The 26,258-nt window shown below is 69.9% G+C and carries 20 protein-coding genes and 1 pseudogene; 6 read left to right on the plus strand and 15 right to left on the minus strand.

Annotated features, from left to right (window positions below):
• Positions 1–5: 5 nt before the first annotated feature.
• The 7 genes and pseudogenes from AC5YDA_RS10540 to AC5YDA_RS10570 all read right to left on the minus strand — a co-directional run bounded on the left by AC5YDA_RS10540 (position 6) and on the right by AC5YDA_RS10570 (position 9,366).
• A pseudogene (locus AC5YDA_RS10540) lies at positions 6–1,894 on the minus strand (FAD-binding monooxygenase).
• Between the two features lie 120 nt (positions 1,895–2,014).
• Entirely contained in the window at positions 2,015–2,692 is a 678-nt protein-coding gene (locus AC5YDA_RS10545; protein ID WP_496188419.1) for a GntR family transcriptional regulator, read from the minus strand.
• A gap of 118 nt (positions 2,693–2,810) precedes the next feature.
• Entirely contained in the window at positions 2,811–3,872 is a 1,062-nt protein-coding gene (hpaD, locus tag AC5YDA_RS10550; protein WP_496188409.1) for a 3,4-dihydroxyphenylacetate 2,3-dioxygenase, read from the minus strand.
• A 37-nt stretch (positions 3,873–3,909) separates the two neighbouring features.
• On the minus strand, positions 3,910–5,445 hold the full coding sequence (hpaE, locus tag AC5YDA_RS10555) for a 5-carboxymethyl-2-hydroxymuconate semialdehyde dehydrogenase (RefSeq protein WP_496188408.1): 1,536 nt from the start codon (positions 5,443–5,445) through the stop codon (positions 3,910–3,912).
• Positions 5,446–5,485: 40 nt separating this feature from the next.
• Positions 5,486–6,403 (minus strand): 4-hydroxy-tetrahydrodipicolinate synthase, encoded by a 918-nt coding sequence (gene dapA, locus AC5YDA_RS10560; RefSeq protein WP_496188407.1) that lies wholly within the window; start codon positions 6,401–6,403, stop codon positions 5,486–5,488.
• A 15-nt stretch (positions 6,404–6,418) separates the two neighbouring features.
• Positions 6,419–7,903 (minus strand): fumarylacetoacetate hydrolase family protein, encoded by a 1,485-nt coding sequence (locus AC5YDA_RS10565; protein ID WP_496188406.1) that lies wholly within the window; start codon positions 7,901–7,903, stop codon positions 6,419–6,421.
• Between the two features lie 26 nt (positions 7,904–7,929).
• Positions 7,930–9,366, minus strand: coding sequence for an MFS transporter (locus AC5YDA_RS10570; RefSeq protein WP_496188405.1), 1,437 nt, complete (start codon positions 9,364–9,366; stop codon positions 7,930–7,932).
• A 167-nt stretch (positions 9,367–9,533) separates the two neighbouring features.
• Between AC5YDA_RS10570 and AC5YDA_RS10575 the strand changes: the two genes are divergently transcribed.
• A complete protein-coding gene (locus tag AC5YDA_RS10575) occupies positions 9,534–11,024 on the plus strand; it encodes an NAD-dependent succinate-semialdehyde dehydrogenase (RefSeq protein WP_496188404.1) in 1,491 nt (496 codons plus the stop codon).
• A gap of 12 nt (positions 11,025–11,036) precedes the next feature.
• Here AC5YDA_RS10575 and AC5YDA_RS10580 read toward each other — a convergent pair whose 3' ends face one another.
• Positions 11,037–13,205, minus strand: coding sequence for an ATP-dependent DNA ligase (locus AC5YDA_RS10580; RefSeq protein ID WP_496188403.1), 2,169 nt, complete (start codon positions 13,203–13,205; stop codon positions 11,037–11,039).
• 52 nt (positions 13,206–13,257) lie between these two features.
• Here AC5YDA_RS10580 and AC5YDA_RS10585 point away from each other — a divergent pair, with 52 nt between their 5' ends.
• Positions 13,258–13,992: an SDR family NAD(P)-dependent oxidoreductase gene (locus tag AC5YDA_RS10585; protein ID WP_496192960.1), complete on the plus strand. Its 735-nt coding sequence runs from the start codon at positions 13,258–13,260 to the stop codon at positions 13,990–13,992.
• Positions 13,993–14,013: 21 nt separating this feature from the next.
• On the opposite strand, the gene AC5YDA_RS10590 is transcribed toward AC5YDA_RS10585, so the two are convergent.
• The 5 genes from AC5YDA_RS10590 to AC5YDA_RS10610 are packed head-to-tail and all read right to left on the minus strand — an operon-like array spanning position 14,014 to position 19,533.
• The gene (locus tag AC5YDA_RS10590; protein WP_496192961.1) at positions 14,014–15,780 is read right to left on the minus strand and encodes a chorismate-binding protein; all 1,767 of its coding nucleotides are present in this window, start codon (positions 15,778–15,780) and stop codon (positions 14,014–14,016) included.
• Between the two features lie 34 nt (positions 15,781–15,814).
• The gene (locus AC5YDA_RS10595) at positions 15,815–16,180 is read right to left on the minus strand and encodes a biotin/lipoyl-containing protein (RefSeq protein WP_496188400.1); all 366 of its coding nucleotides are present in this window, start codon (positions 16,178–16,180) and stop codon (positions 15,815–15,817) included.
• Between the two features lie 16 nt (positions 16,181–16,196).
• On the minus strand, positions 16,197–16,463 hold the full coding sequence (locus AC5YDA_RS10600) for a hypothetical protein (protein WP_496188399.1): 267 nt from the start codon (positions 16,461–16,463) through the stop codon (positions 16,197–16,199).
• 11 nt (positions 16,464–16,474) lie between these two features.
• Complete coding sequence (locus tag AC5YDA_RS10605; RefSeq protein WP_496188418.1) at positions 16,475–18,034, minus strand: acyl-CoA carboxylase subunit beta; 1,560 nt, start codon at positions 18,032–18,034, stop codon at positions 16,475–16,477.
• Positions 18,035–18,039: 5 nt separating this feature from the next.
• Positions 18,040–19,533 carry a methylmalonyl-CoA carboxytransferase subunit 5S gene (locus AC5YDA_RS10610; protein ID WP_496188398.1) on the minus strand — a complete coding sequence of 498 codons (1,494 nt, stop codon included), beginning with the start codon at positions 19,531–19,533 and terminating at the stop codon, positions 18,040–18,042.
• 153 nt (positions 19,534–19,686) lie between these two features.
• Here AC5YDA_RS10610 and AC5YDA_RS10615 point away from each other — a divergent pair, with 153 nt between their 5' ends.
• From AC5YDA_RS10615 to AC5YDA_RS10625, 3 genes are read left to right on the plus strand one after another with little or no spacing between them, the layout of a single operon-like run.
• Entirely contained in the window at positions 19,687–20,427 is a 741-nt protein-coding gene (locus AC5YDA_RS10615) for a glycosyltransferase family 2 protein (protein WP_496192962.1), read from the plus strand.
• Positions 20,424–20,783: a DUF2304 domain-containing protein gene (locus tag AC5YDA_RS10620; RefSeq protein ID WP_496192963.1), complete on the plus strand. Its 360-nt coding sequence runs from the start codon at positions 20,424–20,426 to the stop codon at positions 20,781–20,783. The genes AC5YDA_RS10615 and AC5YDA_RS10620 overlap by 4 nt, the downstream gene beginning before the upstream one ends.
• Positions 20,780–22,747, plus strand: a complete 1,968-nt coding sequence (locus AC5YDA_RS10625; RefSeq protein WP_496192964.1) for a DUF6541 family protein — start codon at positions 20,780–20,782, stop codon at positions 22,745–22,747. The genes AC5YDA_RS10620 and AC5YDA_RS10625 overlap by 4 nt, the downstream gene beginning before the upstream one ends.
• 3 nt (positions 22,748–22,750) lie before the next feature.
• On the opposite strand, the gene AC5YDA_RS10630 is transcribed toward AC5YDA_RS10625, so the two are convergent.
• Together AC5YDA_RS10630 and AC5YDA_RS10635 are read right to left on the minus strand one after the other, a co-directional pair.
• Positions 22,751–24,055 (minus strand): lipopolysaccharide biosynthesis protein, encoded by a 1,305-nt coding sequence (locus AC5YDA_RS10630; RefSeq protein WP_496192965.1) that lies wholly within the window; start codon positions 24,053–24,055, stop codon positions 22,751–22,753.
• Complete coding sequence (locus AC5YDA_RS10635; protein WP_496192966.1) at positions 24,052–25,062, minus strand: glycosyltransferase family 2 protein; 1,011 nt, start codon at positions 25,060–25,062, stop codon at positions 24,052–24,054. The genes AC5YDA_RS10630 and AC5YDA_RS10635 overlap by 4 nt, the downstream gene beginning before the upstream one ends.
• Before the next feature lie 67 nt (positions 25,063–25,129).
• On the opposite strand from AC5YDA_RS10635, the gene AC5YDA_RS10640 reads away from it, so the two are divergent.
• Entirely contained in the window at positions 25,130–26,227 is a 1,098-nt protein-coding gene (locus AC5YDA_RS10640) for a UDP-N-acetylglucosamine 2-epimerase (RefSeq protein ID WP_496192967.1), read from the plus strand.
• The last annotated feature ends 31 nt before the right edge of the window (positions 26,228–26,258 follow it).

The following is a 26,258-nucleotide window of genomic DNA, read 5'->3' on the forward strand; positions in this document are numbered from 1 at the left end:
CGAGCTTATCGACGGTCGAAGATCCCCGCGAAGAAGGCCGCGAGCTCGTCCGTCGCGTCCAGCGGCAGGACGTGGGCGACGTACTGGTCGGGACGCACCACCACCACGGCGCCGTCGCGGCCGATCCCCCGCTCCTCGAAGATGTCGCTGTCGCGCGTGATCGCGTAGACCTTCTCCCAGTTGTGGAGGCCGAAGCGGCCGACGCGCGGCTTGAAGACCGCCGGGACGCCGTTGATGTCGACCTCGGCGTGGCGCTGCTGGTACACGACCTTGGCGTCGAACCAGGCGTCCTCGTCACCGCCGGCGGGCGTGAAGCGCACCACCGGGGAGTCCGGCGAGCTGCCCAGCCACTCCCCGAACGCGGCCAACCGAGACGGCTGGCCGGCCGCCGGCCGGTCGGCGAACGCCACGATGCGCCAGCGTCCGTCCGCGGTCGCCTGGTGGCCCAGGTGGAGCGGGTTGGTGTCGCACACCCGGGTCACCAGGGCCGACTTGAACCGCTTGCCCACCGGGAAGCCGGTCGCGATCCCCTGGTGGCCGGGGTCCCCGATGATCACCGAGGGCCGGTACTGGGTCATGAAGCCGGCGGGGAACTCGAAGGTCTGGGTGTAGAAGGTCTCCAGCTCCGCGGGGTCGGAGAACTCCTCGGGCTTCTTCGCCATCATGGTCGACCACTGCTTGTCGAAGTCGATCAGGTTCTGGGCGATCTCCTGGCGCTCGGCCGTGTAGGTGGCGAGCAGGGACGCCGGCGACCGGCCCTCGAGGACGTGGGCGAGCTTCCAGGCGAGGTTGAAGCCGTCCTGCATGGAGACGTTCATGCCCTGTCCCGCCTTGGCGCTGTGCGTGTGGCAGGCGTCCCCGGTGATGAAGACGCGCGGGTCGCGCGTGCCCACCTCGTGGGGCTCCACGTCGTCGAACCGGTCCGTGACCCGGTGGCCGACCTCGTAGACGCTGTTCCAGCACACGTGCTTCACGTCGAGCGTGTAGGGGCGGATGATCTCCTGCGCCTTGGCGATGATGGTCTCCAAGGGCGTGTTGCGGATGGCCCCGTTGTCGCCCTCGGGCACGACGCCGAGGTCGACGTACATCCGGAACAGGTGACCGCCCTCACGCGGGATGAGGAGGATGTTCGCCCCGCTCCCGGACTGGATGGCGCTCTTGAGACGGATGTCGGGGAAGTCGGTCACCGCGAGCACGTCCATCACACCCCACGCGTGGTTGGCGACGTCGCCGGAGTGGGTCGCCCCGACGGCGCCCGCACCCGGCTGCGGGCGCCGTCGGAGCCCACCACGTACTTCGCACGGACGATCCGCTCCTGGCCGGCCTGCCCGCCCTCGGTGCGCAGCAGCCTCACCACCACGGGGTACTCCCCGGCATCCGTCACCTCGAGGTCGACGAACTCGTAGCCGTAGTCCGGCTTCATCCGGGTGGGCGCGTTCGCCATCACCTCGGCGAAGTAGTCCAGCACCCGCGCCTGGTTGACGATCAGGTGCGGGAACTCGCTGATGCCGCTCGGGTCGTCCTCGGGGCGCGCCGTGCGGACGATGCGCGAGGGGCCCTGGGGATCCGGCTTCCAGAAGGCCATCTCGGTGATCCGGTACGCCTCGGCGATGATCCGCTCGGCGAAGCCGAAGGCCTGGAAGGTCTCGACACTGCGGGACTGGACGCCATCGGCCTGGCCGATCTCGAGGCGCCCACCGCGGCGCTCGATGATGCGGGTGGTGATGCCCGGGAACTGGGAGAGCTGGGCGGCCGTCATCATGCCGGCGGGTCCGGAGCCGACGATGAGCACGTCGACCTCGTCGGGGAGGTCTTCTGGCCGGTCGACGCCCACACCCGCGGCGGGCTGGATGCGGGGGTCGGTGGAGACGTAGCCGTTGTGGTGGAACTGCATGATCTGTCCTCACTTCTCTGTGGGGCGGGGCGGCTCGGACGCGCGGATCGCCGGGTCAAGAGTATTTGAAAAGATATATGATGAGCAAGACCGGTCAGGCCTTCCGGATGGGTCCGGGCTCTAGATGCGCGCGCCCACCGGGGGCGACTCGACGAACTGGCGCAACGTACGCAGCTTGTGCTTGCGGGCGGCCGCCTCGATCTCCTCTTCCGGGGCCCCCCGGCCGATCAGGGCCAGGATCCCGTCGTGCTCGGCCACGCTCGTGCCCGAGCGGACGGGCTCGAAGGGGAACAGGTTGCGCCGGATCAGGGTCACCCGCTCCCCCACCTCGCCCCAGAGCCGGTGCAGGTGCTCGTTGGGACACGCCTGGCACAGCGTCGCGTGGAACTGCTGGTTCAGGTCGCTGAACTCGCGCGGGTCGAACCCAGGACTGGCCGCGAGGACGCGCATGCGCTCGTTGATGTCGAACGCGTCCCGGAGTTGGCCCTCGGTGAGGTGGGGGGCGGCGACCGCAGTGGCCGAGCCCTCGAGCAGAGCCAGCACGTGCATCGCCTCCGCATAGTCACCCACGTCCACCGCAGCCACCTCGGCGCCCACGTTGGGCGTGAAGGTGACCAGCCGCTCCGCCTCAAGGCGTCGCAACGCCTCGCGGATCGGCACGGGAGACACACCGAGCTCACGGGCGAGCTGGTCCAGCACCATCCGGAACCCCGCGACGTAACGTCCCGACGTGATCCGCGACCGCAGCTCGCGGTACACGGTCTCCGACTTGGAGAGCCGAGCGGTGTCTGTGTTCACGGGAGTCCTTCTCGAGGTGTGGTTGGCGTCCATGGTCGCACACGACGGCGAGACGTCCGGGTGGGCGGGGCGGGCGTCGGCCCGGGGGCGAGTCGGCGCCCGCCCCCGGGCCGGGTCGTCAGAGCTGCGTCCCGACCTTGAAGCCGTGCTCGTTGTCGTCCTTGCGGGTGTAGGAGAACCCGTCGGCACCGATCGTCACGGCCATCTCGGACGCCTGCTCACGCTTGCGCACCGGCACGGGGTTCCCGTCGAGGTCGAGAACGATCGACGCCTCGGTGTACCAGGACGGGACGACCGCGTGCCCCCACCAGTCGCGGCGCTGGTTGTCGTGGACATCCCAGGTGACGAGCGGGTTGTCGGGGTCGCCGGTGTAGTAGTCCTGCGTGTAGATCTCGACGCGGTGGCCGTCGGGGTCACGCAGGTACAGGTAGAACGCGTTGGAGACGCCGTGGCGTCCTGGCCCGCGCTCGATCATGTCGGACCGGCGCAGCGCCCCGAGCTTGTCGCAGATGTAGAGGATGTTGTGCTTCTCGTGGGTCGCAAAGGCGACGTGGTGCATCCGGGGGCCGTCACCGCCGGTGAGCGCGGTGTCGTGCACGGTGGGCTTGCGGGCGAACCAGCCCGCGTAGACCACGCCCTCGGAGTCCTGGATGTCCTCGGTCTTGCGGAAGCCGAGGTCCTCCAGGTAGGCCGCACCGCGCACCACGTCCGGGAAGACCTGGTTGAAGTGGTCGAGCCGCACCAGCGCGCCCGCGCCCTGCTGCTCGTACGCCCAGGCCAGCCGCTCCACGTGGTCGGTCTCGTAGAAGAACTCGTACGGGAACCCGAGCGGGTCCTGAACGCGCACGGCGTTCCGGGTGCCCTTGACGAAGCCCTCCGCCGAGCGCCGGACCGGGCAGCCCTGCGCCTCGTACCAGGCAGCGGCCTTGTCGACGTCCTCGGGGCTACGAACGCGGAAGCTGAACGCCGCCACGGCCGCGGTCTCGCCCCGGCGGAGCACGAGGTTGTGGTGGATGAACTCCTCGAAGGAGCGCAGGTAGATCGTGTCCTCGTCCTCCTCGGTCACGACGAGGCCGAGCACATCGACGTAGAACGCGCGGGAGGCCGCGAGATCGGTGACGACGAGCTCCATCGAAGCGCAGCGAAGGATGTCGAACGGCGGGTGCAGGTTGGTGGTCATGTCTGTCTCCTTTGTCATCTGGCGGGCGCGGTGGTGGTCAGTGGGCGCCGGGGCCGGCGAGCGCTGGGTCGTTCTCGCTGTACCCGGTGGCGCCGAAGCGGGTGGTGTGGACGTCGCCGAGCGTGATGTGCACGGCCTGCTGCTCGGTGTAGAAGTCGATCGACCGGTAGCCGCCCTCGTTGCCGAGGCCGGACGCCTTCACGCCGCCGAACGGGGAACGCAGGTCGCGGACGTTGTGGGAGTTGATCCAGACCATACCGGCCTCGATCTGGTGCGAGACGTTGTGGGCGCGCTTGACGTTGGACGTCCACACGTACGCCGCCAGGCCGTACTTCACGTCGTTGGCGAGCTCGACGGCCTCCTCCTCGGTGTCGAAGGGCGTGATCGCCACGACCGGGCCGAAGATCTCCTCCTGGAAGATGCGGGCGTCGCGGGCGACGTCGGCGAAGACCGTCGGCTGGAGGTAGTTGCCCTCGGGGAACTCCTCCGGGCGGCCACCCCCCGCGACGAGGCGCGCCTCGGCCTTGCCGGCCTCGACGTACCCCAGGACGCGCTCGTGGTGCTCGGGGTGCACCAGCGCGCCCAGCTCCGTGAGCGGGTCGGAAGGCTTGCCGACCTTCACCCGGCGCGCCCGCTCGGCGTAGCGCTCGACGAACTCGTCGTAGATCGACCGCTCCACCAGGATGCGGCTCGAGGCGGTGCAGCGTTCCCCGTTGAGGGAGAAGACGCCGAAGAGGGTCGAGTCGAGGGCGGCGTCGAGGTCGGCGTCCGCGAACACGACCGCCGGCGACTTGCCGCCGAGCTCCATCGACATCCCCTTGAGGGTCGCCGCGCAGTTGCGGAAGATGGTCTGCCCGGTGGTGGTCTCGCCGGTGAACGAGATGAGGTTCACGTCGGTGTGCCGAACCAGGCTGTCCCCGGCGGTCTCGCCGAACCCGTGGACCATGTTGAAGACGCCCTCCGGAAGCCCGGCCTCCTCGAAGATCCGCACCCACAGGGACGCCGAGAGTGGCGTGAACTCGGCGGGCTTCAGCACCACGGTGCAGCCGGACGCCAGGGCGGGGGCCAGCTTCCACGACTCGAGCATGAACGGCGTGTTCCAGGGGGTGATGAGGCCGGCAACGCCGACCGGTTTGCGGTTGACGTAGTTCATCTGGGTGCCGGGCTGCTTGTAGGCGGAGTCCTGCTGGGCCACGATCAGGTCGGCGAAGAAGCGGAAGTTCTCCGCCGCCCGCCGGGCCTGGCCCTTCGCCTGGGTGATCGGCAGGCCGGTGTCCCACGACTCGAACCGGGCGAGTTCGGCGTCCTGGCTCTCGACCAGGTCGGCGATCCGGTTCAGGATGCGCCAGCGCTCGCGCGGCTTCATCCGCGGCCAGGGCCCGTGGTCGAACGCCGCCCGCGCGGCGGCGACGGCCTTGTCGATGTCGGCCCGGTCGCCGGCGGCGGCCTGGATGTAGACCTCGTTGGTCTCGGGGTTGAGGACGTCGAACGTCTCACCCGAGACGGAGTCGACGAGCTCGCCGCCGATGTAGTGCCGGATCCGGTCGGGAAGCCCGTTGGGGCGCTCGGTCATCGTTGCTCTCCTTCTTGCTGGGACGCGGGGGCTGCCCGGGTCAGTTCACGTCGGTCAGGTAGCTGGACGCCTCGTCGGCCAGCGCGCGCACCCGCGCCTGCCCGCCCTCGGTGAGGCCGATGAGGGGCGGGCGGACGGTCCCGCTGGCGATGAGCCCCCGCTCGGCCATGAGCCACTTCGCCGGGGCCGGGTTCGTCTCGACGAACAGGAGGTCCACCAGGGGGTGGACCCCGTAGTGCAGTTCGCGGGCGCGGTCCCAGTCGCCGGCGACCGCGGCCGCGTAGGTGTCGGCCACCGCACGGGGCGCGATGTTGGACAGGGCCGAGATGAAGCCGATGCCACCCAAGGGGAGCAGCGGCAGGCAGAGCAGCTCGATGCCCGACCACATGAGCAGGTCCTGCCCGCACAGGTGCATGGTGCGGGAGAAGTGCTCGAAGTCCTTGGTGGTCTCCTTGATGCCGACGATGTTGTCGAAGTCACGGAAGAGACGGGCGAAGGTGTCCGGGGCCATCTCGACCGCGGTGCGGCTCGGGACGTTGTAGGCGATGAGTGGCAGGTCGGGGAACTCCCGGGCGACCGTGGCGTACCACTGATAGAGCGCCTCCTGGGTGGGGCGCGCGTAGTACGGCGTGATGATCAGGGCGGCGTCCACCCCGATCTCCTGGGCGATCGCGGTCAGTTCGAGGGTCTCGTCCAGCTTGGCACTGCCGGTGCCGGGCACGAACGCGGCGCCAGAGTCGCCCAGTGCGGCCCTGATGGTACGCATGGCGTCGGCGCGCTCGGCGATCGTCTGCGACGAGGGCTCGCCGGTGGAACCGCCGATCGACACCCCCGCAGAACCGTTCGCGAGTTGCCACTGGACCATGCGGGTCAGGGAGGCGTGGTCGACCGCACCCTCGGCGGTGAAGGGGGTGAAGAGCGGCGCGATCGCACCGCTGAGCTTGTCTCGCAGGGACATGTCGGGTTCCTCTCGTCAGTTCCGGTTGTCGGCGCGCTTGTCGGAGCGCTTGTCGGAGCGCCATTGTTCGTAGCGGGGGCGCCAGGCGGCGCCGAGGGGGTAGAGGCCGTCAACGGAGTTCCCCGCCCGGACCATCTCGGCGATGAAGGCCTCCTCGTCCTCCTGCGCCTCGGCGGCCTCGAGTACCTCGACCACGAGGCTCGGCGGGATCACCAGCACGCCGTCGTCGTCGCCGACGATGACGTCGCCGACCTGGACGAGCGCGCCGCCGCAGGCGACGTCCACGTCGGTCTCCCACGGGATGTGGCGGCGTCCGAGCACGGCGGGGTGCGGCCCACCGGCCGACCAGACGGGCAGGTCGAGCGCGGCGACGAGGGAGTGGTCGCGGACGCAGCCGTCCGTCACGATCCCGGCCGCTCCGCGCACCTGGGCGCGCAGGGCGAGGATGTCGCCGAGGGTGCCGGCGTTGTCGACACCGCGGGCGTCCATGACGAGCACCTCGCCCTCACCCACCGTGTCGATGGCGCGCTTCTGGGCGTTGTAGCCGCCACCCCTGGCCTTGAAGAGGTCGGGGCGGAACGGCGCGTACCGCAGGGTCCGGGCGCACCCGACCATCGTCCTGCCGGGCGCCAGGGGTCGAACGCCGTCGATGGAGACCTCGTTGTAGCCCCGTTGCCGCAGCTGGGCCGAGAGCGTGGCGACCGCCACGGACGCCAGCCGCGCCCGGAGGTCGTCGGTCAGCTCGAACCCCCCGGCGGCGGGCGTGGTGACCTCGACGCCCCAGGCGTCCGAACGCTGGGCGTCGTCGACCTCGGGCGGGCTGCCCCACGGGGCCAGGGCGGCCCCCTCGGTGACCAGCGTGCCGAGGCGTCCGGTGGTCACCGAGGGGTCGGCGTCCGAGGACACCTCGACCTCGATGCGCTGCCCCGGCAGGGCGACCGAAGCGCCCGCCGGCGTCCCGGTCAGGATCACGTCGCCCGGCTCGAGCGTCATGAACCGGGACAGGTCGGCCACCATCTCGCCGATCGAGAACAGCATCCCGGCGGTGGAGTCGTCCTGGACGAGTTCCCCGTCCAGCCACGTCCGCACGCGGATCGCGGCCGGGTCCAGCCGGTCGGCCTCGAGGAGGACGGGCCCGACCGGGGTGTAGCCGTCTCCGCTCTTGCTGCGCACGTTGGAGCCGCGGTCGGCCTTGCGCAGGTCGTGCAGGGCCAGGTCGTTGGCGGCCGTGATCCATCCGACGTGGGACCAGCCCTCCGCGGGGGCCACGTCCTTGGCCCGTGTCCCGATCACCACCGCGACCTCACCCTCGAAGCCCAGCAGCTCCGTGCCGGCCGGGCGTGCCACCTCTCCCGGGCCGCAGAGCGACGAGGACGCCTTCATGAAGTAGGAGGCATGGGCCGGGACCCTGCCCCGCTGCTCGGCGCGGGAACGGAAGCTGAGGTGGACCGCGATGACCTTGCCGGGCCGATGCCCGAGGACCTGGGTGATGGCATCCATGAGGAGACTCCTTGGTCGGGCCGGGATCAGTATCCGGCGTCCTGGTCGAACGTGACCGGGCGGGCGTGCTCGAACTGCTCGGGATGGGTGGCGAGGTCCCGCTCCAGCTCGTCCTGGCCCTCGATGTCGTGGGCGTCCTTGTCGAGCGGCTGGCCGGTGCGGTCCTTGATCGTCGTGACGGCGACCAGGGCGACGAGCGCGATCGTCCCGAGGTAGATGACCACGGCCATGTTGGTGTGGAACTGCGCGAACAGAGCGGCCGCGATCATCGGGCTGAAGGCACCACCCAGGATGGAGCCCAGCGCGTAGGTGATGCCGGCGCCTGAGTAGCGGACCCGGGCCGGGAACATCTCGGCGAACATGGCGGAGGCGGGGCCGTACGTGAGGCCGAGGGCCACCGTCATCGCCAGCATGCCGACGGCGACGATCCACGGCTGGGCGGTGTCGATCGCGAGGAACATGGGCACGACCATCGCGAGCATGACGACGAAGCCGATCTGGTAGGTGCGCTTGCGGGTGATGCGGTCAGAGACCCAGGCGCCCACCAGCGTGGTGACGATCCAGAAGGCCGCGGCGAGCGAGATCACGTTCAGCATGACCGTGCGGTCCATCTTCAGCGTCGCCGTGGTGTAGGCGAGGATGTAGCCGCCGGTGATCATGTAGCCCATGGCGTTGTTGCCGGCGAAGGTGAGGGCACCCTTGAGGACCTGCCTGCCGGAGTAGCGGAACATCTGCACCATGGGGAGGTGGACCTGCTCGTCCTCGGCCTTGATCTCCTGGAACACCGGGGACTCCTCCACGCCGCGGCGGATCCAGAAGCCGATGGCCACCAGTGCGATCGAGAGCAGGAACGGCACCCGCCAGCCCCAGTCGAGGAACTGCTCCTGGGTGGTGGTGGCGCTGAGGACGGCCAGCACCAGGGTGGCCATCAGCATGCCGAGCGGGACGCCGATCTGGGGGAAGCCGCCGAACCAGCCGCGCTTCTTGGCGGGGGCGTGCTCCACGGCCATCAGGGCCGCGCCGCCCCACTCGCCGCCGGCGGAGAAGCCCTGCAGGATGCGGAGGACCACCAGCAGGATCGGGGCCGTCGCGCCGATCTGGGCATAGGTGGGCAGAAGGCCGATCAAGGCGGTCGCGACGCCCATCAGGACGAGCGTCAGGACCAGCATGATCTTGCGGCCCAGCTTGTCGCCGAGGTGGCCGGCCACCATGGCGCCCAGCGGGCGGAAGAAGAAGGACACGCCCACGGTGGCGAACGAGAGGATCTGTGCGCCGGTCGGGCCCATCGACTCGACGAACGGGGTGAAGAAGAGGGGGGCGAGGACGAGGGCCGCCGCGTTGGCGTAGATGAAGTAGTCGTACCACTCGACGGCGGTACCGATCAGGGTGGCGAGGGCGACCTTGCGGTCCTCCTTGCGCTTCTCGTTGAGCACCAGGTGTTGGGCGATGTGCTGCTCGGCCATGAGCATCTCCTTGTCGGTCCGGGGCGCCGGTCAGGGGGTCTTGGGGATCGCTTCACTTCGTCCATGAAGTGGTATACGATTTCGAATACCATCTCATTCGTGGTCGCGGGTGTCAACCCCCGTCCACGACCATGGAGGTATCACCTCACCTACCAGCAGGAGGAACCGTGACTGACGCAACGACGCGGACAGGGATCGAGGACCGGGCGCTCGCCATCGCCCCGACCGAGCTGTTCATCGGGGGTGAGTGGCGGCCCTCATCGACCGGTGCGCGGTTCGACGTGCACAACCCCGCCACCGGCGAGGTCCTGACCACCGTGGCGTCCGCCTCGGCCGAGGACGGGCGCGCGGCCATGGACGCAGCCGCCGACGCCCAGGAGGCCTGGGCCCGCACGCCCGCTCGCCGGCGCTCGGACCTGCTCCGGGCCGCGTTCGAGCGGATCCACGCCCTGGGCGAGGAGTTCGCCGCCCTCATGACGCTGGAGATGGGCAAGCCCCTGTCCGACGCCCGCGCCGAGGTCACCTACGGGGCGGAGTTCGTCCGGTGGTACTCCGAGGAGGCGGTCCGGCTCAACGGACGCTACGTCCCCTCCCCCGAGGGGAACCTCCGCATCCTCACCGTGAGGCGGCCCGTCGGCCCCTGCCTGTTCATCACGCCCTGGAACTTCCCACTCGCCATGGCCACGCGCAAGATCGCCCCGGCCCTGGCCGCCGGCTGCACCGTGATCCTGAAGCCGGCCGCCCTGACGCCCTTGACCTCCATGGCCTTCGTCCGGGTCCTCGACGAGGTCGGGGTGCCGGCCGGGGTCGTGAACCTCGTCCCCACCGAGGACGCCCGCCCGGTGACCGGGCCGATCATCCAGGACCCGCGCCTGCGGAAGCTCTCCTTCACGGGGTCCACCCCCGTGGGGAAGGCGCTGCTGAAGGAGGCGGCGTCCAACGTGCTGCGCACCTCGATGGAGCTGGGCGGCTGCGCACCCTTCATCGTCTTCGGCGACGCCGACCTGGAGGTGGCGGTCGAGAACGCCGTGCGGACCAAGATGCGCAACATCGGGCAGGCGTGCACGGCGTCCAACAGCTTCTTCGTGCACGCGTCGGTCGCCGACGAGTTCACCCGCCGCTTCGCGGAGCGCCTGGGCTCGCTGAGCATCGGCAACGGCCTCGACGACGGCGTCGACGTGGGCCCGCTCGTCTCGGCCACGCAGCGCGACGACGTGGATGCCCTCGTGCAGGCCGCCGTCGGTTCGGGCGCCACGGTGGAGACCGGTGGCTGCGCGGTCGACGGCCCCGGCTTCTTCTACGCACCCACCGTGCTGGGCAACGTGCCCGCGGACGCACCGATCCTGTCGTCGGAGATCTTCGGCCCGGTCGCGCCCGTGACCACGTTCGAGACCGAGGACGAGGTCATCGAGCGAGCCAACCGTTCCGAGGTGGGGCTGGCCGGCTACGTGTACACCAACGACCTCTCCCGGGTGCTGCGCCTCAGCGAGCGCCTCGAGGTGGGGCTGCTGGGCGTGAACTCGGGCAGCACGTCGAACGCCGCGGCGCCCTTCGGCGGGTTCAAGCACTCGGGCCTGGGCAAGGAGGGCGGCCCCGAGGGCATCGAGGAGTACCTCGACACCGTCTACGTGGGGCTCACCGACCCGTTCGCCGGCTGAGCCGGAGCCGGGTCACCCCGCGAGGACGTCGCCGAGGTCGTAGCTGACCGGCTCGTCGAGCTGCGCGTAGGTGCAGCTCGACGGGTTGCGGTCCGGACGCCAGCGCACGAACTGGGCGGTGTGCCGGAACCGGTGGCCCTCCATGTGGTCATAGCGCACCTCCACGACCCGCTCGGGGCGCAGGGGCGTGAACGTGAGGTCCTTCTTCGCGTTCCACCGCGAGTGGGCCGCGGCCGTCGGTGTCCGGGGGAAGGACTGGTCGCGGTTGTCGGGGCTGTCCCCCTCGGGCTCGGCCCAGGCCCACGGGTGGCCTGCGAACTCGGTGACCAGCGGCTGGAGCTCGGCGAAGAGCTCGCGGCGTCGCTCCCGGGGGAATGCACCGATGACCCCCACCGAGTTGAGCGTGCCCTCAGGCGTGTACAGGCCGAGGAGGAGCGAGCCGATGGCGTCCGTCTCGTCCTTGTAGAGGCGGTAACCGGCGACGACGCAGTCGGCGGTGCGCTCGTGCTTGATCTTCCACATGACGCGCTTGTCCTCGGCGTACGGCGCGTCCAGCGGCTTCGCGATGACGCCGTCCAGGCCGGCGCCCTCGAACTGCTCGAACCACTGCTCGGCGAGTTCGCGGTCGTCGGTCGCCCGGGTCAGGTGGATGGGCGGCCTGGCCTTCGCCAAGGCCCTCTCCAGCCCCTTGCGGCGCTCTCGGAAGGGCTTCTCCGCCCAGTTGTCGCTCCCCCACGCGAGCAGGTCGAACCCGACGAAGGCGGCGGGCGTCTCCTGGCTGAGCTTCTTGATGCGGGACGCCGCGGGGTGGATCCGCTGCTGCAGGAGGTCGAAGTTGAGCCGGTCGCCGCGGGTCGGATCGATGAGGATGATCTCGCCGTCGATCACGCACGGGTCGGGGAAGTTCTCCTTCACCGCCTCCACCAGTTCGGGGAAGTAGCGCGTCATCGGCCGGGAGTTGCGCGATCCGAGCTCGACCCTGTCCCCCGAGCGCCAGATGATCGTCCGGAAGCCATCCCACTTGGGCTCGAACAGGACGTCGCCCGTCGGGAAGTCCTTGACGAGCTTGGCCAGCATCGGTCCGAACGGGGGGACGATCGGTGTCCCCCACTCGGCGTCACGCTCCGCCTTGGGCGCGAGGTAGTCCTTCTCGGCACGATCCTTCCTGCGCCTGCTCGGGGGGACGCGTGGTGGCTCGCCGGGCATCTTGGGGTAGTCGGGCGGGAAGTTCAGCTCGCCGAGGCCCCGCGCCAGGTCGGCCTCCCAGAGCCCCAGTGCGCCGGCCAGGTCGCCCGGCGCGTCATCCAGGGTCGCCCACGGGCAGGGCCGGTCTGCCAGCAACTTCGGGACGGTCCACACCGTCAGGTCGCGCGGGTCGGCGTCCGCCAGCTCGTCCCAGGACAGCGGCGTCGACACGGGTGCACCGGGCAGCGGACGCGGCGAGTAGGCCCCGGCGATGGTCCGGTCCCGGTTGGCCTGGTTGAAGTCGACGAAGACGCGCTCGCCGCGCTCCTCCTTCCACCACGACGTGGTGACCAGGTCGGGCAACCGCCGCTCCAGCTCGCGCGCGACGCCGATGACCCCGTGCCGGACGTCCTGGAACTCGTGCGTCGGCTCGATGCGCGCGTACACGTGGACGCCCCGGTTGCCCGAGGTCTTGGCGTACGCGGTGAGCCCGACCGAGGCCATCACCTCGCGCAGGGCCAGCGCGGCCTCCACCGCGTCGGAGAAGTCGCGGCCGGGCTGTGGATCGAGGTCGATGCGGAACTCGTCGGGGTTGTCCGGGTTGGCCGTCCGGACCGGCCAGGGGTGGAAGGTGATCGTCGCCATCTGCGCGGCCCAGGCGAGGTCGGCCGGCTCGTCGAAGGTCAGCTGCTCGTGACGACGTCGGCTCGGGTAGGTGCACATGACCCGGTTGAGCCACTGGGGCGCGCCCGCCGGAGGCCGCTTGGCGAAGAACTCCTCGCCCTCGATGCCCTCCGGGAAGCGCTGCAGGGTCATGGGACGGTCGCCGTTGATCCGCAGGAAGGGTTCCGCCACGGAGAGCAGGTAGTCGGCCAGCGCGCGCTTGCTCACCGCCGGTCCGGCGTCCGTGGCGGGCCACAGCACCTTGTCCGGGTTGGTCAGCTTCACGGTGCGGGTGCCGTGGGACCCGGGGATGTCGAGCAGCAGGTCGCCCATGCGGGGAGCCTACCCACGCCGCCCGGCCCCACCGTGGGGCTAGGCTCGTCGCATGACCAGGACTGCCGTTGTGACGGGCGCATCCTCCGGGATCGGCGCTGCCACCGCACGCGCACTCGCCGCCGAGGGCTACCGCGTCTTCTGCGCGGCCCGGCGCTTCGAACGCGTGCAGGACCTCGCCGGGGAGATCGGCGGAGTGGCCGTCTCCTGCGACGTCTCCGACCCCGACGACGTCGCCCTGCTGGCCGAGGCCGTCGGCCCACGGCTGGACCTGCTGGTGAACAACGCCGGCGGGGCCGTCGGCCAGGAGCCCCTCGCGGACGCCGACTTCGAGGCGTGGGAGACCATGTACTCCTCGAACGTCCTCGGCACCGGCCGCGTGACCAAGGCCCTGCTCCCCGCCCTGCGTGACGCCCGGGGAACCGTCGTCTTCGTCACCTCCACCGCCGCCGAGGCCGCCTACGAGGGGGGCGCGGGCTACAACGCCGCGAAGGCCGGCGAGCGCATGCTGGCGGGCGCCCTGCGCCTGGAGCTGTGCGGGGAGCCGGTCCGTGTGTGCGAGATCGCACCCGGGATGGTCCGGACCGAGGAGTTCTCGCTGACCCGGTTCGGTGGTGACCAGAAGCGCGCCGACGCCGTCTACGAGGGCGTCGGCGATCCGCTGGTGGCCGAGGATGTGGCCGAGGTGATCGCCTGGGTCGCCTCGCGGCCCCCGCACGTCAACGTGGATCGCCTCGTCGTGCGCCCGGTGGCCCAAGCGGCCAACCACAAGGTGCATCGCGGCTGAGTCGGTCCGACGATGCCGGGGTCACTGGGGGTCGACGAGCACGAGGGGCTCCCAGCCGCGTAGGGCATTCAGGCGGGCGAGTGCGTCCGCGCGCCGCAGGTCGGCCGGCGTGAGCACCTGCTCGGTGAGGCGCCCGGACGCGAGCGCCTCGGCCCGGGCCACGCCCGCAAGGCAGCCGGACGCCAGCGGCGGTGTCACCCAGCGGCCGTCCAGCCGGGCCGCGATCGTGGCGACGGTGGTCTCGGTCACCTCACCGCGCTCGTTGACGAGGATGACGTCCTCGGCGTCCGGGTGCCGGGCCGCCGCGTCCGTGTAGGTCGTGCGGCGGGTGGTCTTGTGGCGGGCGAACACGTCGCGGCTGTCCACGGCCACGGTGTCCAGCGCCGCCCGGACGGGGTGCTCGCGCGGCGCGGGGGCGTCCGAGGCCACGGCGGACGTCGTCCCATCGGGGTCGAGCACCAGCCGCACGCGCGCGGGCGTGGTCCGGCCGGCCACCGCGTCCGCGACAACCGCACGGACGGTGGACACCTCGAGCGGGATGTCGAAGTAGCGGGCGGACGCCGCCAGCCGGGCCAGGTGGCGCTCCAGCAGCGCCACCCCGGACACAGGCGTCCACAGCATCGTCTCGAGCAGGCTGACGTCGCTGGGCGGGCGGCGCAGCACCTCCGCCTTCAGCAGCGCCTCGGCGTACTCGCCGGCGGGCGTGGAGTCGAAGGTGACGCCGCCGCCGGTGCCGTACCAAGCGGTCCCGGCGTCCCGGTCGACGAGCACGGTCCTGATTCCGACGTTGAAGGCCCACGCGGGCCCGCCCGGGCCCGGGCCGCCGAAGCCGATCGCGCCGCAGTAGACGCCCCGCGGCGTGGTCTCGAGCTCGGCGATGATCCCCATGGTCGAACTCCGCGGGGCGCCGGTGATGGAGGCGCACGGGAACAGGGCGGTGAAGACGTCGGCGAGGGTGGTCCCCGGCCGGGGGGTCGCCGTGACGGTCGAGGTCAGCTGCCAGACGGTGTCGTACTTCTCGGCGGCGAACAGGTCCGGGACGCCGACGGTCCCGGGGACCGCCACCCGCCCGAGGTCGTTGCGGACCATGTCCACGATCATGAGGTTCTCGGCCCGGTCCTTCGCCGAGGCCAGCAGGTCGGCACGCCGCCCCACGTCCTCGGCCTCGTCGAGTCCCCGGGGGGCGGTCCCCTTCATCGGGCGGCAGACGAGCCGCCCGCCCGACCACTCGAAGAACAGCTCCGGCGAGGCGGACGCCACCGCCCACCGCCCGGCCTCCAGCAACGCCCCGTAGCCGCCGCGCTGGGCGCCGGCGAGGCGTCCGTAGAGGGCGGCGGGCTCGCCGGTGAAGGGCGCCGTCAGCCGGAAGGTGTGGTTCACCTGATAGGTGTCGCCCCGGGCGATCCGCTCGCGGATCGTCGCCACATCGGCGCCGTGGCGGGCGGCGTCGATGGCGGGCTCCCAGGGGCCGGTCAGGAAGTCCCCTGCCGTGTGACTCGGGGCGTCCGCGTGCTCGCGCCGGACGAACACCGCGAACCACGCCAGGGGCAGGCCCGCGAGTGGCGTCCCGTCGAGGCTCCGCACCGCCATCCCCGGATCGAAGGCGGGGGCAGCCTCGTAGGCCACGAAGCCCGCGACCCACCGGCCGGCGGCGACCGCGTCCGCGGCCCGGTGCAGTGCCGGCACCACCTCGTCGAGAGTGTGGGCGCTGAACTCCTCCAGCAGCCCGGACAGGCGGAACGACCTGCGCCCCGGGGGGCGCAGGTCGTCGAAACGGGCACTGGTCACGCGGGGATTGTGCCACCCCGCGCGTCCGGACGGATCAGCCCAACTCGATGAGCGCATCGCCACCGGCGACGGATTCACCCTTCTCGACGAGGATCCGGGCCACCGTGCCGTCCGCCGGCGCGGTGATCTCGGTCTCCATCTTCATGGCCTCCAGCACGCAGAGGACCTCCCCGGCCTTGATGGTCTGGCCCTCCTCGACGAGGATGCGCGACACCGAGCCCGACAGGGGCGCGGTGACGGCGTTGGCGGAGGTCGCCTGAACGGACGCCGTGGACGCCACGGGCGTGTTCATGCCACCCGCGCCGCCGATCACGATGGAGCCGACGGGGTGCTTCTCCTCCTCCTGGACGTCCACCTCGATGTCGTACGGAATGCCGTTGACGGTCACCTTGAGCTTCATGGTTGTACCTTTCGGGTCACCGCAGGTGGAGCGGCGTGCGGTCGTGCTGGGACAGACGCGTGGTCGACTGCCACGCGGCGGAGCGCGTGAAGTGCGCCTGGCGGCGCTTGGCGCGGTGGCCGAGGTAGGCGGCGACGGCCGCCGAGATGGCGACCACCACCTCCTCGGGCACGTTCTGCGCGTTCAGCAGCTTGATGCTCTTGATCTCGGCCTCGAGACCCTCGACGCGGTCGGTCAGCTTCTTGACCGCTGCGAGCAGCTCGGCGTTGATGTCGTCGGACATGGTTCCTCCGATCAGGCCGGGCCGAGGCCGTGCTTCTTGGCCGGCCTGAGCTCACGCTTGTTGACGAGGATCTCCAGCTGCATGGCGACGTAGCGGCGCGTGTCCGCCGGGTCGATGACGTCGTCCACGAGCCCGCGCGAGGCGGCCACGAACGGCGTGGAGTAGGTGTCCTTGTACTCCTGGACGAGCTCGGCGCGCCGGGCCGCCGGGTCGTCGGCTGCCGCGATCTCCTTGCGGAAGACCACCGCGGCCGCGCCCTCGGCACCCATGACCGCGATCTCGGCGGTCGGCCAGGCGAAGACGGTGTCCGCGCCCATGTCCTTGGAGCACATCGCCAGGTAGGCGCCGCCGTACGCCTTGCGGAGCACGACCGTGATCTTCGGGACGGTCGCGGCGGCGTACGCGTACAGCATCTTCGCGCCGTGGCGGATGATGCCGCCCGCCTCCTGGGCGACGCCGGGCAGGAACCCGGGGACGTCCACCAGCGTGACCAGCGGGATGTTGAACGCGTTGCAGAACCGGATGAACCGGCTGCCCTTGTCCGAGGAGTTGATGTCGAGGACGCCCGCCATCGCCTGCGGCTGGTTCGCCACGACGCCCACCGAGCGGCCGTTGATGCGGGCGAAGCCGACGACGATGTTCTGCGCGTAACCGGCCTGGACCTCGAGGAAGTCCGCGTGGTCGACCAGGCGGGCGATGACCTTCCGGACGTCGTACCCCTTGTTGCCGTCGGTGGGGACGATGTCGTACATCGTCTCGTCGTGGTCCACGTACGGATCGGGGTCGATGATGGGCGGATCCTCGGTGTTGTTCTGCGGCAGGAAGCTGAGGAGCTTCTGTGCCACCAGGATCGCCTGCTCGTCGTCGTCGACCACGAAGTGGTTCACCCCGGACACGGCCATGTGGGTGTCCGCGCCGCCCAGCCTGTCGGCGGTCACGTCCTCACCGGTGACCTGCTTGATCACACCGGGGCCCGTGATGAACATGTGGGCCTTGCGGGTCTGGATGATGAAGTCGGTCAGCGCCGGGGAGTAGGCGGCGCCGCCGGCGCAGGGGCCGGCGATGATCGAGATCTGCGGGACCGCCCCGGACAGCTTCACGTTGGTGTGGAAGATCGCACCGTAGCCGTGGAGGGAGTCGATGCCCTCCTGGACGCGGGCGCCGCCGGAGTCGTTGATGAAGACGAAGGGCGTGCCGCACTTGAGGGCGGCGTCCATCATCTGCGCGACCTTGAGGCTGTGCACCTCACCGGCGGAGCCGCCGACGACGGTGAAGTCCTGGCTGGCGATGTGCACCGGACGCCCCAGCACCGTGGCGGTGCCGGTCACGACGCCGTCAGCCGGCATGTCGGCCTCGGCCATGCCGAACGCGGTGGTCCGGTTGCGGCGGAACAGGCCGATCTCCTGGAACGAGCCCTCGTCCACCAGGGCCGCGACGCGTTCGCGCGCGCTCAGCTTGCCGTCATGGTGCTGCTTCTCGATCCGCTTCTCGCCGCCACCCTTGCGGGTCTCGACGCGCGCCTTGTTGAGTGCGGCCACCTGCTCGTCCATGGCAAGGATCTTCTTGGCCATGCTCGTCACGCCCTTTCCACGACGACGTTGTGCTCGCGTCCACCGAGGGACACTTTGTAGGTGATCGGGCCCTTCACGGCACGATCGCTGTCGCCCTGGGCCGTGGCCTGTTCGGCCATCTGCTCGGGCGTCTTGCCGACGTTCTTGGGCCCCTCCGCACGCTTGGCGAAGAACCCGGGCGCGACCGAGGGGAACATTGCGTAGGTGAGGACGTCCTCGTGGCTGCCGTCGTTGCCGGGCAGCGCGGTCGCCTCGGCGACGAGCTTGTCCCACTCGGGCTCGAGCAGGTCGGCCGGACGCCCGGTGATCGGCTCCTTCTTGGCCTGGGCCCGGGCGATCTCGATGACCTCGGCGTTGCGCTCGCCCATGCACTCGCCGTAGTAGCCGAGCATCAGGTCGGCGAACTCGCCCGTCAGCACCTTGTACTTGCCCATCAGGACGTTGAAGACGGCCTGCGTGCCGACGATCTGGCTGGACGGGGTGACCAGCGGCGGGTGGCCGGCGTCCGCCTTGACCCGCGGCACCTCCTCCATCACCTCACGGATGCGGTCGCCCGCTCCCTGGGCCTTGAGCTGGCTCTCCATGTTCGAGAGCATGCCGCCCGGGATCTGGCTGGAGAAGATGTCGGTGTCGACCAGCGTCGCCGACTCGAACTGCGCGTACTTGGAGCGCACCTTCGCGAAGTGGTCACGGATCCGCAGCAGGCGGTCCATGTCGAGGTCCGTGGTGAACCCGGTGCCCTCCAACATGGCGACCAAGGACTCGGTCGGGTTGTGCCCCGGGCCGAGGCTCATCGAGCTGATCGCGGTGTCGACCACGTCGGCGCCGGCCTCGATCGCCTTCATGAGGCTGACCAGCGTCACGCCGGTCGTGGAGTGGCAGTGGACGTTGACCTGGACGTCGCCGTAGGTGTCCTTGATGCCCTTGACGATGTCGTAGGCGGCCTGAGGCTGCAGCAGCGCGGCCATGTCCTTCAGCGCGATCGACTCCGCCCCCATGTCGAGCAGCTGGCCGGCCAGCTTCACGTAGCCCTCGGTCGTGTGCAGCGGGGAGATCGTGTAGCAGATGGTGCCCTGGGCGTGCTTGCCCGTCTTCTTCACCGCCTGCATGGCCTGGGCCATGTTGCGGGGGTCGTTGAGGGCGTCGAACACCCGGAAGACGTCCATGCCGTTCTCGGCCGACTTCTCCACGAAGCGCTCGACGACGCCGTCCTCGTAGTGGCGGTAGCCGAGCAGGTTCTGGCCACGCAGGAGCATCTGCAGGCGGCTGTTCGGCATGAGCTCACGGAACGTCCGCAGGCGCTGCCACGGGTCCTCGTTCAGGAACCGGATGCAGGCGTCGTACGTCGCACCACCCCAGCACTCCACGCTCCAATAGCCGGCCTGATCGATGTCGGTACAGGCGTCCACCATGTCCTCGAGGGCCATGCGAGTCGCCATAAGGGACTGGTGCGCATCGCGCAGAGCAACTTCGGTCACACCGATGGTTCGTGGGCTCATGTGGACTATGGTGCCAGCCAACCTCCTACATTGGGTAGTAGGGACCAATAATCCCGTCCCTTGGTCCAGGTCATCCCGAGATGTGGGCATGCGCGCGCACCCTCGCCGTGCTGCTCGACAGCTCGCGCCCTTCGGGCCGGTAGCATTGACGGCGTGCCGCCTGAACAGACACCCGAAGCGAGCCCTCGCACTCTGGTAGTCATGCCAGCTTGGAACGAGGCAGCGGTGATCACCGAGACGGTTGAGGAGGTGCTGCGGGTCGTGCCCGATGTCGACCTCCTGGTGGTGGACGACGGCTCCACCGACGCCACTGGTGACTTGGCGCGCAAAGCTGGGGCGATTGTTCTCACGCTTCCCTACAACATGGGTGTCGGCGGGGCGATGCGCACGGGGTTTAAATACGCTTGGCGCGAGGGCTACGACCAAGTGATACAGGTCGACTCCGACGGTCAACACGACCCGGCAGACATCCCTAAGGTTCTCGCAGGCCTGGCACAAGCCGACATCTCGATCGGCGCCCGCTTCGCCGGCGAGGGTACTTACGAAGTACGGGGACCCCGTCGCTGGGCCATGGCACTACTGGCCGCAACCATGTCCTCTGCGGCGCACACCAAGCTCACAGACGTCACCAGCGGCTTCCGAGCGGCCAACCGGCGGACCATCCGCCAGTACACACTCCACTTCCCCGCTGAGTACTTGGGCGACACAATCGACTCACTCATGACCGCCATAAGGATGGGACACACCGTGACGCAAGTGCCCGTCTCAATGCGGCCCAGGCAAGGCGGGACCCCCTCGGCCAGCCCGTGGCGAGCCACGGTCTACTTGATCCGTGCCATGTTCGCCCTCCTTATCGCGGCAACGCGCAAGAAAGATCCGGGGGGCGAACGATGAGCGCGTTAACCGTCACCACGCTTGTGCTCACAGCCTCCGTCGTGGTCACCCTCTTCGTCGTACTCCGCAGCGGACGTCTTCGCGAGAAGTACGTCGCCCTGTGGGGCGTCATCGGCCTGGCGATCGTCGTCCTCGCGCTCTGGCCCGGCCTGCTGACGACCCTGAGCCTCGCCCTCGGCTTCCAGATCCCAGCGAACCTGCTCTTCTTCATGGCGATCCTGATGCTGATGGGCATCTGCCTGCACCTGTCCTTGGAGTCCTCCAAGCTCGAGGACGAGACCCGTCGCCTCGCTGAGGAAGTCGCGATCCTGCGCGAGGCCATCGACCGCCACGAGCGCCGAGAGCGGCTCCCGTGAGCTGGACCGCCCTCTTCGTTCCGACGCTGGTCGCGCTCGCCTTGACGACCATCCCTGGACTGCTCGTCACGCTGGCCAGCGGGCTCCGCGGATTCGCGGCCCTGTCCGCCGCCCCCCTCATCTCCGTGTCGATCATCGCCTTGTCCGGTGTCCTCGGGACGCCGCAGCCGTTCCCGTGGTGGATGCTCGTCCCTGCGTTGACAGCGGCCATGGTGGCTGCGGGCTGGGCCGCCGGACGCCTGGCGCCTCGGGAGGCCAAGGCCCTTGCGCCACGTGACGTCTGGCACGCGGGTGACCTGCCGTGGTACCTGGCCACCGCACTGGCGACCGTCCTGTGGCTACGTCACATGCGCAACGTGCTCGACACGCCGGACGCCTTCTCCCAGACCTTCGACAACGTCTGGCACCTCAACGCCATCCGCTACATCGTGGACAGCGGAAATGCTTCCTCACTCACGCTCGCCAAGCTCAACGCCGGCGTGGAGCCGACGTCAGGTCTGGGAACGTTCTACCCCGCAGCCTTCCACGACTTGAGCGCCGCGGTGATGCTCGCGACGGGCGCCCCGATCGCGCACTCCGTCAACGCGGTGCTCGTTGTCATCGTGAGCTGGGCCTGGCCCTTGTCCTTGCTGTTCGCGATCCGCGCAGCCCTCCGCCCCCACCCCGCCACCGTGCTCGGGGCGGGGGTTCTGGCCGCTTCGTTCCCGCTCTTCCCGCTCCTCCTGCTCGACTTCGGTGTCCTCTACCCGAACCTGCTCGGGTACGCCCTGCTCCCGACGTTGGTCGGCCTCGGCACCCAGTGGCTGGGGTTGGGGAGGGAGCGCTGGCTGCCGTGGCAGCGGGGCGTGGCCCTGGGCGTGCTGGGCGCCCCCGGCCTGCTCCTCTCCCACCCGAACGCCGGGATGGCGCTGCTCCTCGTGGCCGCGCCGATGTTGCTGACGATGGCTTGGCGGGCAATCCGGATGTGGCGGGATGGGACTGCCAGCCGTACCGCGTCCATGCTGAGGATCCTGTCCACCGTGGCAGCGCTCGGCGTTGCCGTGGTCGCCTGGAAGATCCTGCGTCCCCCGGTCTCCGTGGGTGACTGGCCGCCGCCCCTGAACGAGCAGTCCGCCGTCGGTCACGCCCTGGTGAACGCTCCCGTGTGGCTCGGCCCCACGTGGACCGGGAGCCTCCTCATGTTGGTGGGTCTGTGGGCAGCATGGCGCAGAGGGCTGGGTTGGATGGTGGGATCCTGGCTGGTCGTCGTCTTCTTCTGGGTGGTGGTCTCCAGTTGGAGCCCGGGCAGGCTGCGCCTGTTCCTCACCGGACCCTGGTACCAAGACTCGATTCGCTTCTCGGCCACTCTGGCCCTGGTAGCCGTTCCCTTGGCGGTCGTCGGCTTGGACGCCCTGGTCGGGCTGATCGCAGCACGGCTGGCGAGGCGTTCGGGGCCGCCGTTCCTTCCGGGCCGTTGGATGCTGGTGTTCTCCCTTGTGCTCGTCCTCGCGCTCGTCGTCACGACCCAGCGAACCAAGTGGATGGATGCCGCCGTGGAGCGCGCCTCATCCATGTACGCCGTGACACCCGACGCCCCCCTGATCGACAGCGACGAGTACGCGCTGCTCATGCGTCTCCCCGCGCAGGTCCCGGCGGACGCCGTGGTGGCGACGAATCCCTGGAACGGTTCAGCCCTCGTCTACGCCCTCACCGGCCGCATGGCCTTGGCACCCCACATGTTCTACGGAGACACCCCCGCGCGAGTGATGGCAGCTCGGCATCTCGACGAACTGGCCAGCAACCCGGCCGTCTGCCCGGTGCTCAATGCGGCGCACGTGACGTACGTCCTCGACTTCGGCCCCAAGGAGGTTCACGGGGCCTCCCACCCCTATCCGGGGCTCGACGAGCTCGCCACCGCCCAGGGCTTCGAGCTGGTCGACCAAGAGGGGCACGCCAAGCTCTACCGCATCACGGGATGTTCCTGATCCTCAGCGGCGGGCCAGAGACGCCCGGAGCAACAACCCACTCACGACGTAGGCAGTGACGGAGGCGGCAGCAAAAGCCGTGAGGCCCACGAGCTCCGGCTCGGCGGGCCAGAGGCCGAGAACCGCCACGGCGGCGCCCACGGCGAGTCCCCAGGTCAGGGCCACGAACGGGTACCGCTCAAGTGCGATGAACACCGCGACCTGCATGAGTGCCAGCGCGATGACAGCGCTGGTGGCCAGGGCTACGGCGACCGTGGCGGGTGCGGCTGCATAGTCGGCTCCGAAGAGGAGTCGGACGGCCCATGGACCCAGGACCCAGCCGCTTCCTGCCAGGAACGCCGCCGCAGCGGCCATCAGGACTGCACCCTTGATCTGCAAGGCGGCCAGCGCGCTGGCTCGTCCCGCGTGGAGGTACTCCACTGCGACGGGCACGACCATCGCCTGGACGGGCGACATGAGAACCAGCGGCACGCGGGACAGGGTCACGACGGCGAACAGGACCGCCAGACCTCCAGACCCCAGCATGAGGGTCACCAATGTCGGGAACGCCGTCAGCACGAGGCTCGACAGTGCGTTGCCCGCCGCGAGCGTCCCGAGCCCCGCGGCCACTCTCCCCCAAGGCTGACGGTGACCGTGGACATCCACACGACCGCGCAATCGCGGCCACAGGACGGCCCATCCCCAGCACCCGAGGACGACCGCAGCGACAGCTCCGTCGATGGAGGGCCGCACCGCGAGCACCAGGAGGAGCCCTGCTGGGACCACGCGGAGTGCGGCCTCCAGCACGACGACCGCCGCGTACGCCCCGGTGGACCCGCCGCCGAGGAAGAGACCACGGGTCAGGAACTGCCCGGCGAACCCGATGAGCGCGAGTGCGGTCAGGGCGACCAACGACCAGGAGTCGAGGAACATCCGGTCACGGGCGACCAGGGCGAGCACGAGGAGCGTCGCGCCAGTGGCGGCAAGCCCGGTGAGCGTCCACTGACCCACGGACGCCGGGGCAGGGCGCCCCTCGAGCCGCGCGACAGCGGTCTGCCGGGCGATCTCCTGCTCCGAGGAGGCAAGGACGCTCCCGAAGCCGAAGACGATCCCCCACACGCTCAGGAAGAGTGCGTTCTGGTCCTGGGTGAGCCAGCGGGCGACGATCGCCAACAGGACGAAGCCCAATCCGCTCGAGAGGATCAGGGCCATCCCGAGCGACAGGACCTGCCCGCGACGACGGCCTGTGGGCATGGCGTCCGGGGAGGGGCCGGCCGAGTCCTCCGGGAGCGGCGTGGCGTCCTCGGCAGCGGGGCCAGGCCCGCTCATCGACGCCGGAACGCGGCGCGGAGGGCCATCACCAGCCCACGGACGAATCCGGCCCCGAAGATGGCCGTGAACGGTGCCAGAAGGACGCCCGTCCACAGGGTCTCATCGCGGGTTCCGCCGCACCGTGCGGCCGCGCCGGAGGCCGCGGCAGATCCGGCGGCCATAGCACCGACGGTGGCCATGGGCCACCGCAGCAAGGCCACGACGGCGGCGGGCACGACCACGGCCAGCCCCGCCCCGATGACCGCCGCCTGACGCGGTGTACGGACGTAGGAGTCGACGAAGGTCGTCCCACGGAAAAGCACCTGCTTGGCCCAGCGCGACGCCGAGTCCCGGCCGTGGTAGTCCACCGCGAAGCCCGGGTCCATGTTGATGCGCAGGTCGGAGGCGACGTTGCGCAGCAGCTTGGTGTCATCGGACGCGAAGGTCGCGTCCTCGTACAAGGACGAGAAACCGGATGCGGCGCGCTGCAGAGCCGTGACCGGGGCGCAGAACGCGCCTGTCCCCTTGGGGTACCGGTCGAAGTCCTCCGGTCCGAAGCTGAGGCGGCGCGGTTGCGCGAAGTAGGCCCGCCAGCCGATCTTGGTGAGGCCACCCCAGAAGGCGGCCCATGGGTTGCGGTAGGTGACGACGTCGACGTGGGCGTTCCAGGCCGATCCGGGCGCCTCCTCCAGCTGAGCCTTCAGGGTGACGAGGGCGCCCGGGTGGAGAATGACGCGGCTGTCCAGAAGCAGGACCTGCCCGGCTCCCAGCGCAGCCAGCCCCGCGGAGCGGGCGGCGAGGCGTCCGCCGTTGGGCTGTCGCAGCAGTCGGATGCGACCTCCTTCGGCCAACTGGTCGAGGGTGGCGACGGTCTCTGGGTCAGTGCTGCCGTCATCGACCACCACGACGTCCAACGGCCAGTCGGCAGCGGCCGCCGCGGCCTCGAGCGCAGCCACCGAGCGACGCACCCAGTCCCTCTCGTTGTAGCAGGGCATGACCACGCCCAAGGTGTGGATCGACGACATGAGAACCTCTCGATAGGGCCGGTACCATCGTACAAACAACGTCACCACCCATTCGAGGCGGCCATTCATGACCATCGTGTTCGTCGCAGGGACCACCGCTGAGCTCATCAAGGTCGCACCTGTCATGCGTGCGTTGCGTGAGGCCGGCCGCCCCTTCAAGCTCTGGAGCACCAGCCAGCACGTCACCGGCGTGGAGCAGAGCCTCGCCGACTTGGACGTACCCAGCCCCGACCGCTACCTGATCGACGAGGCCCACCGAGTCCACGTCTCCAAGTCCGCACAGGTTCCGGTGTGGGCGCTGCGCCTCGCCCGCAGTGTTGCGACGAGCCGCCCCGAGCTGAAGGCCGACCTCGTGGCGGACGGACACCCGGGCATCGTCGTCGTCCACGGCGACACCTTCTCCACCGTCTTCGGGGCTGCGCTCGGCCGCTTCCTGGGGGCCAAGGTCGCGCACGTGGAGGCGGGCCTCCGCAGTGGCAGTGCCCTGAACCCCTTCCCGGAGGAGCTGAACCGCCGCGTGGTAGGACGCTTGACGACTGTGCACTTCGCGCCCACCCAGCGCGAAGTGGACAACCTGCGCGCCGCGAAGGCACCCGGTGAGTACATCCTCACGGGCGCCAACACCGTCGTCGACGCGCTGCACAGTGTCGACCACACGAACCTGGAGGGCGTCGACCTGCCGGAGCACTTCGGTCTGGTGACGTTGCACCGCTTCGAGTTGCTGCGCAACTCGGAGGAGTTCAGCGCCATCGTGCGGCTGCTCGCGAAGCGCTCCGCCAGCCACCCGCTGGTCATGGTCCTGGGCCATGCCGAGAAGGACCGCCTCAAGGAGCTCGGGCTCGACGGCCTGTTCGACGGTGAGCGCTTCCGAGCCATCGATAAGCGGCCCTACGCGAGGTTCCTGCCGATCCTGGCACGCGCCGACTTCGTCGTCACCGATTCCGGGGGCCTGCAGGAGGAGTGCGCAGCGCTCGGGACGCCGGCTGCGATCCATCGCGAGCGCACGGAACGGCACCAAGGTCTGGGCGAGAATGTGCTGCTCACGCACCTCGACCTCAACATCCTCGACCTGTTCCTGAAGACGTGGCGCGACTTCCGCCGCGCCCCCGTGGAACTGCCCGAGTCACCTTCCCACATCATTGCGGACACCCTGCTGTCGATCTGACCTCCGTACGTGCACAACCAGCGGGCCCGTC

It is taken from the genome of Propioniciclava sp. LT294, assembly GCF_059516005.1.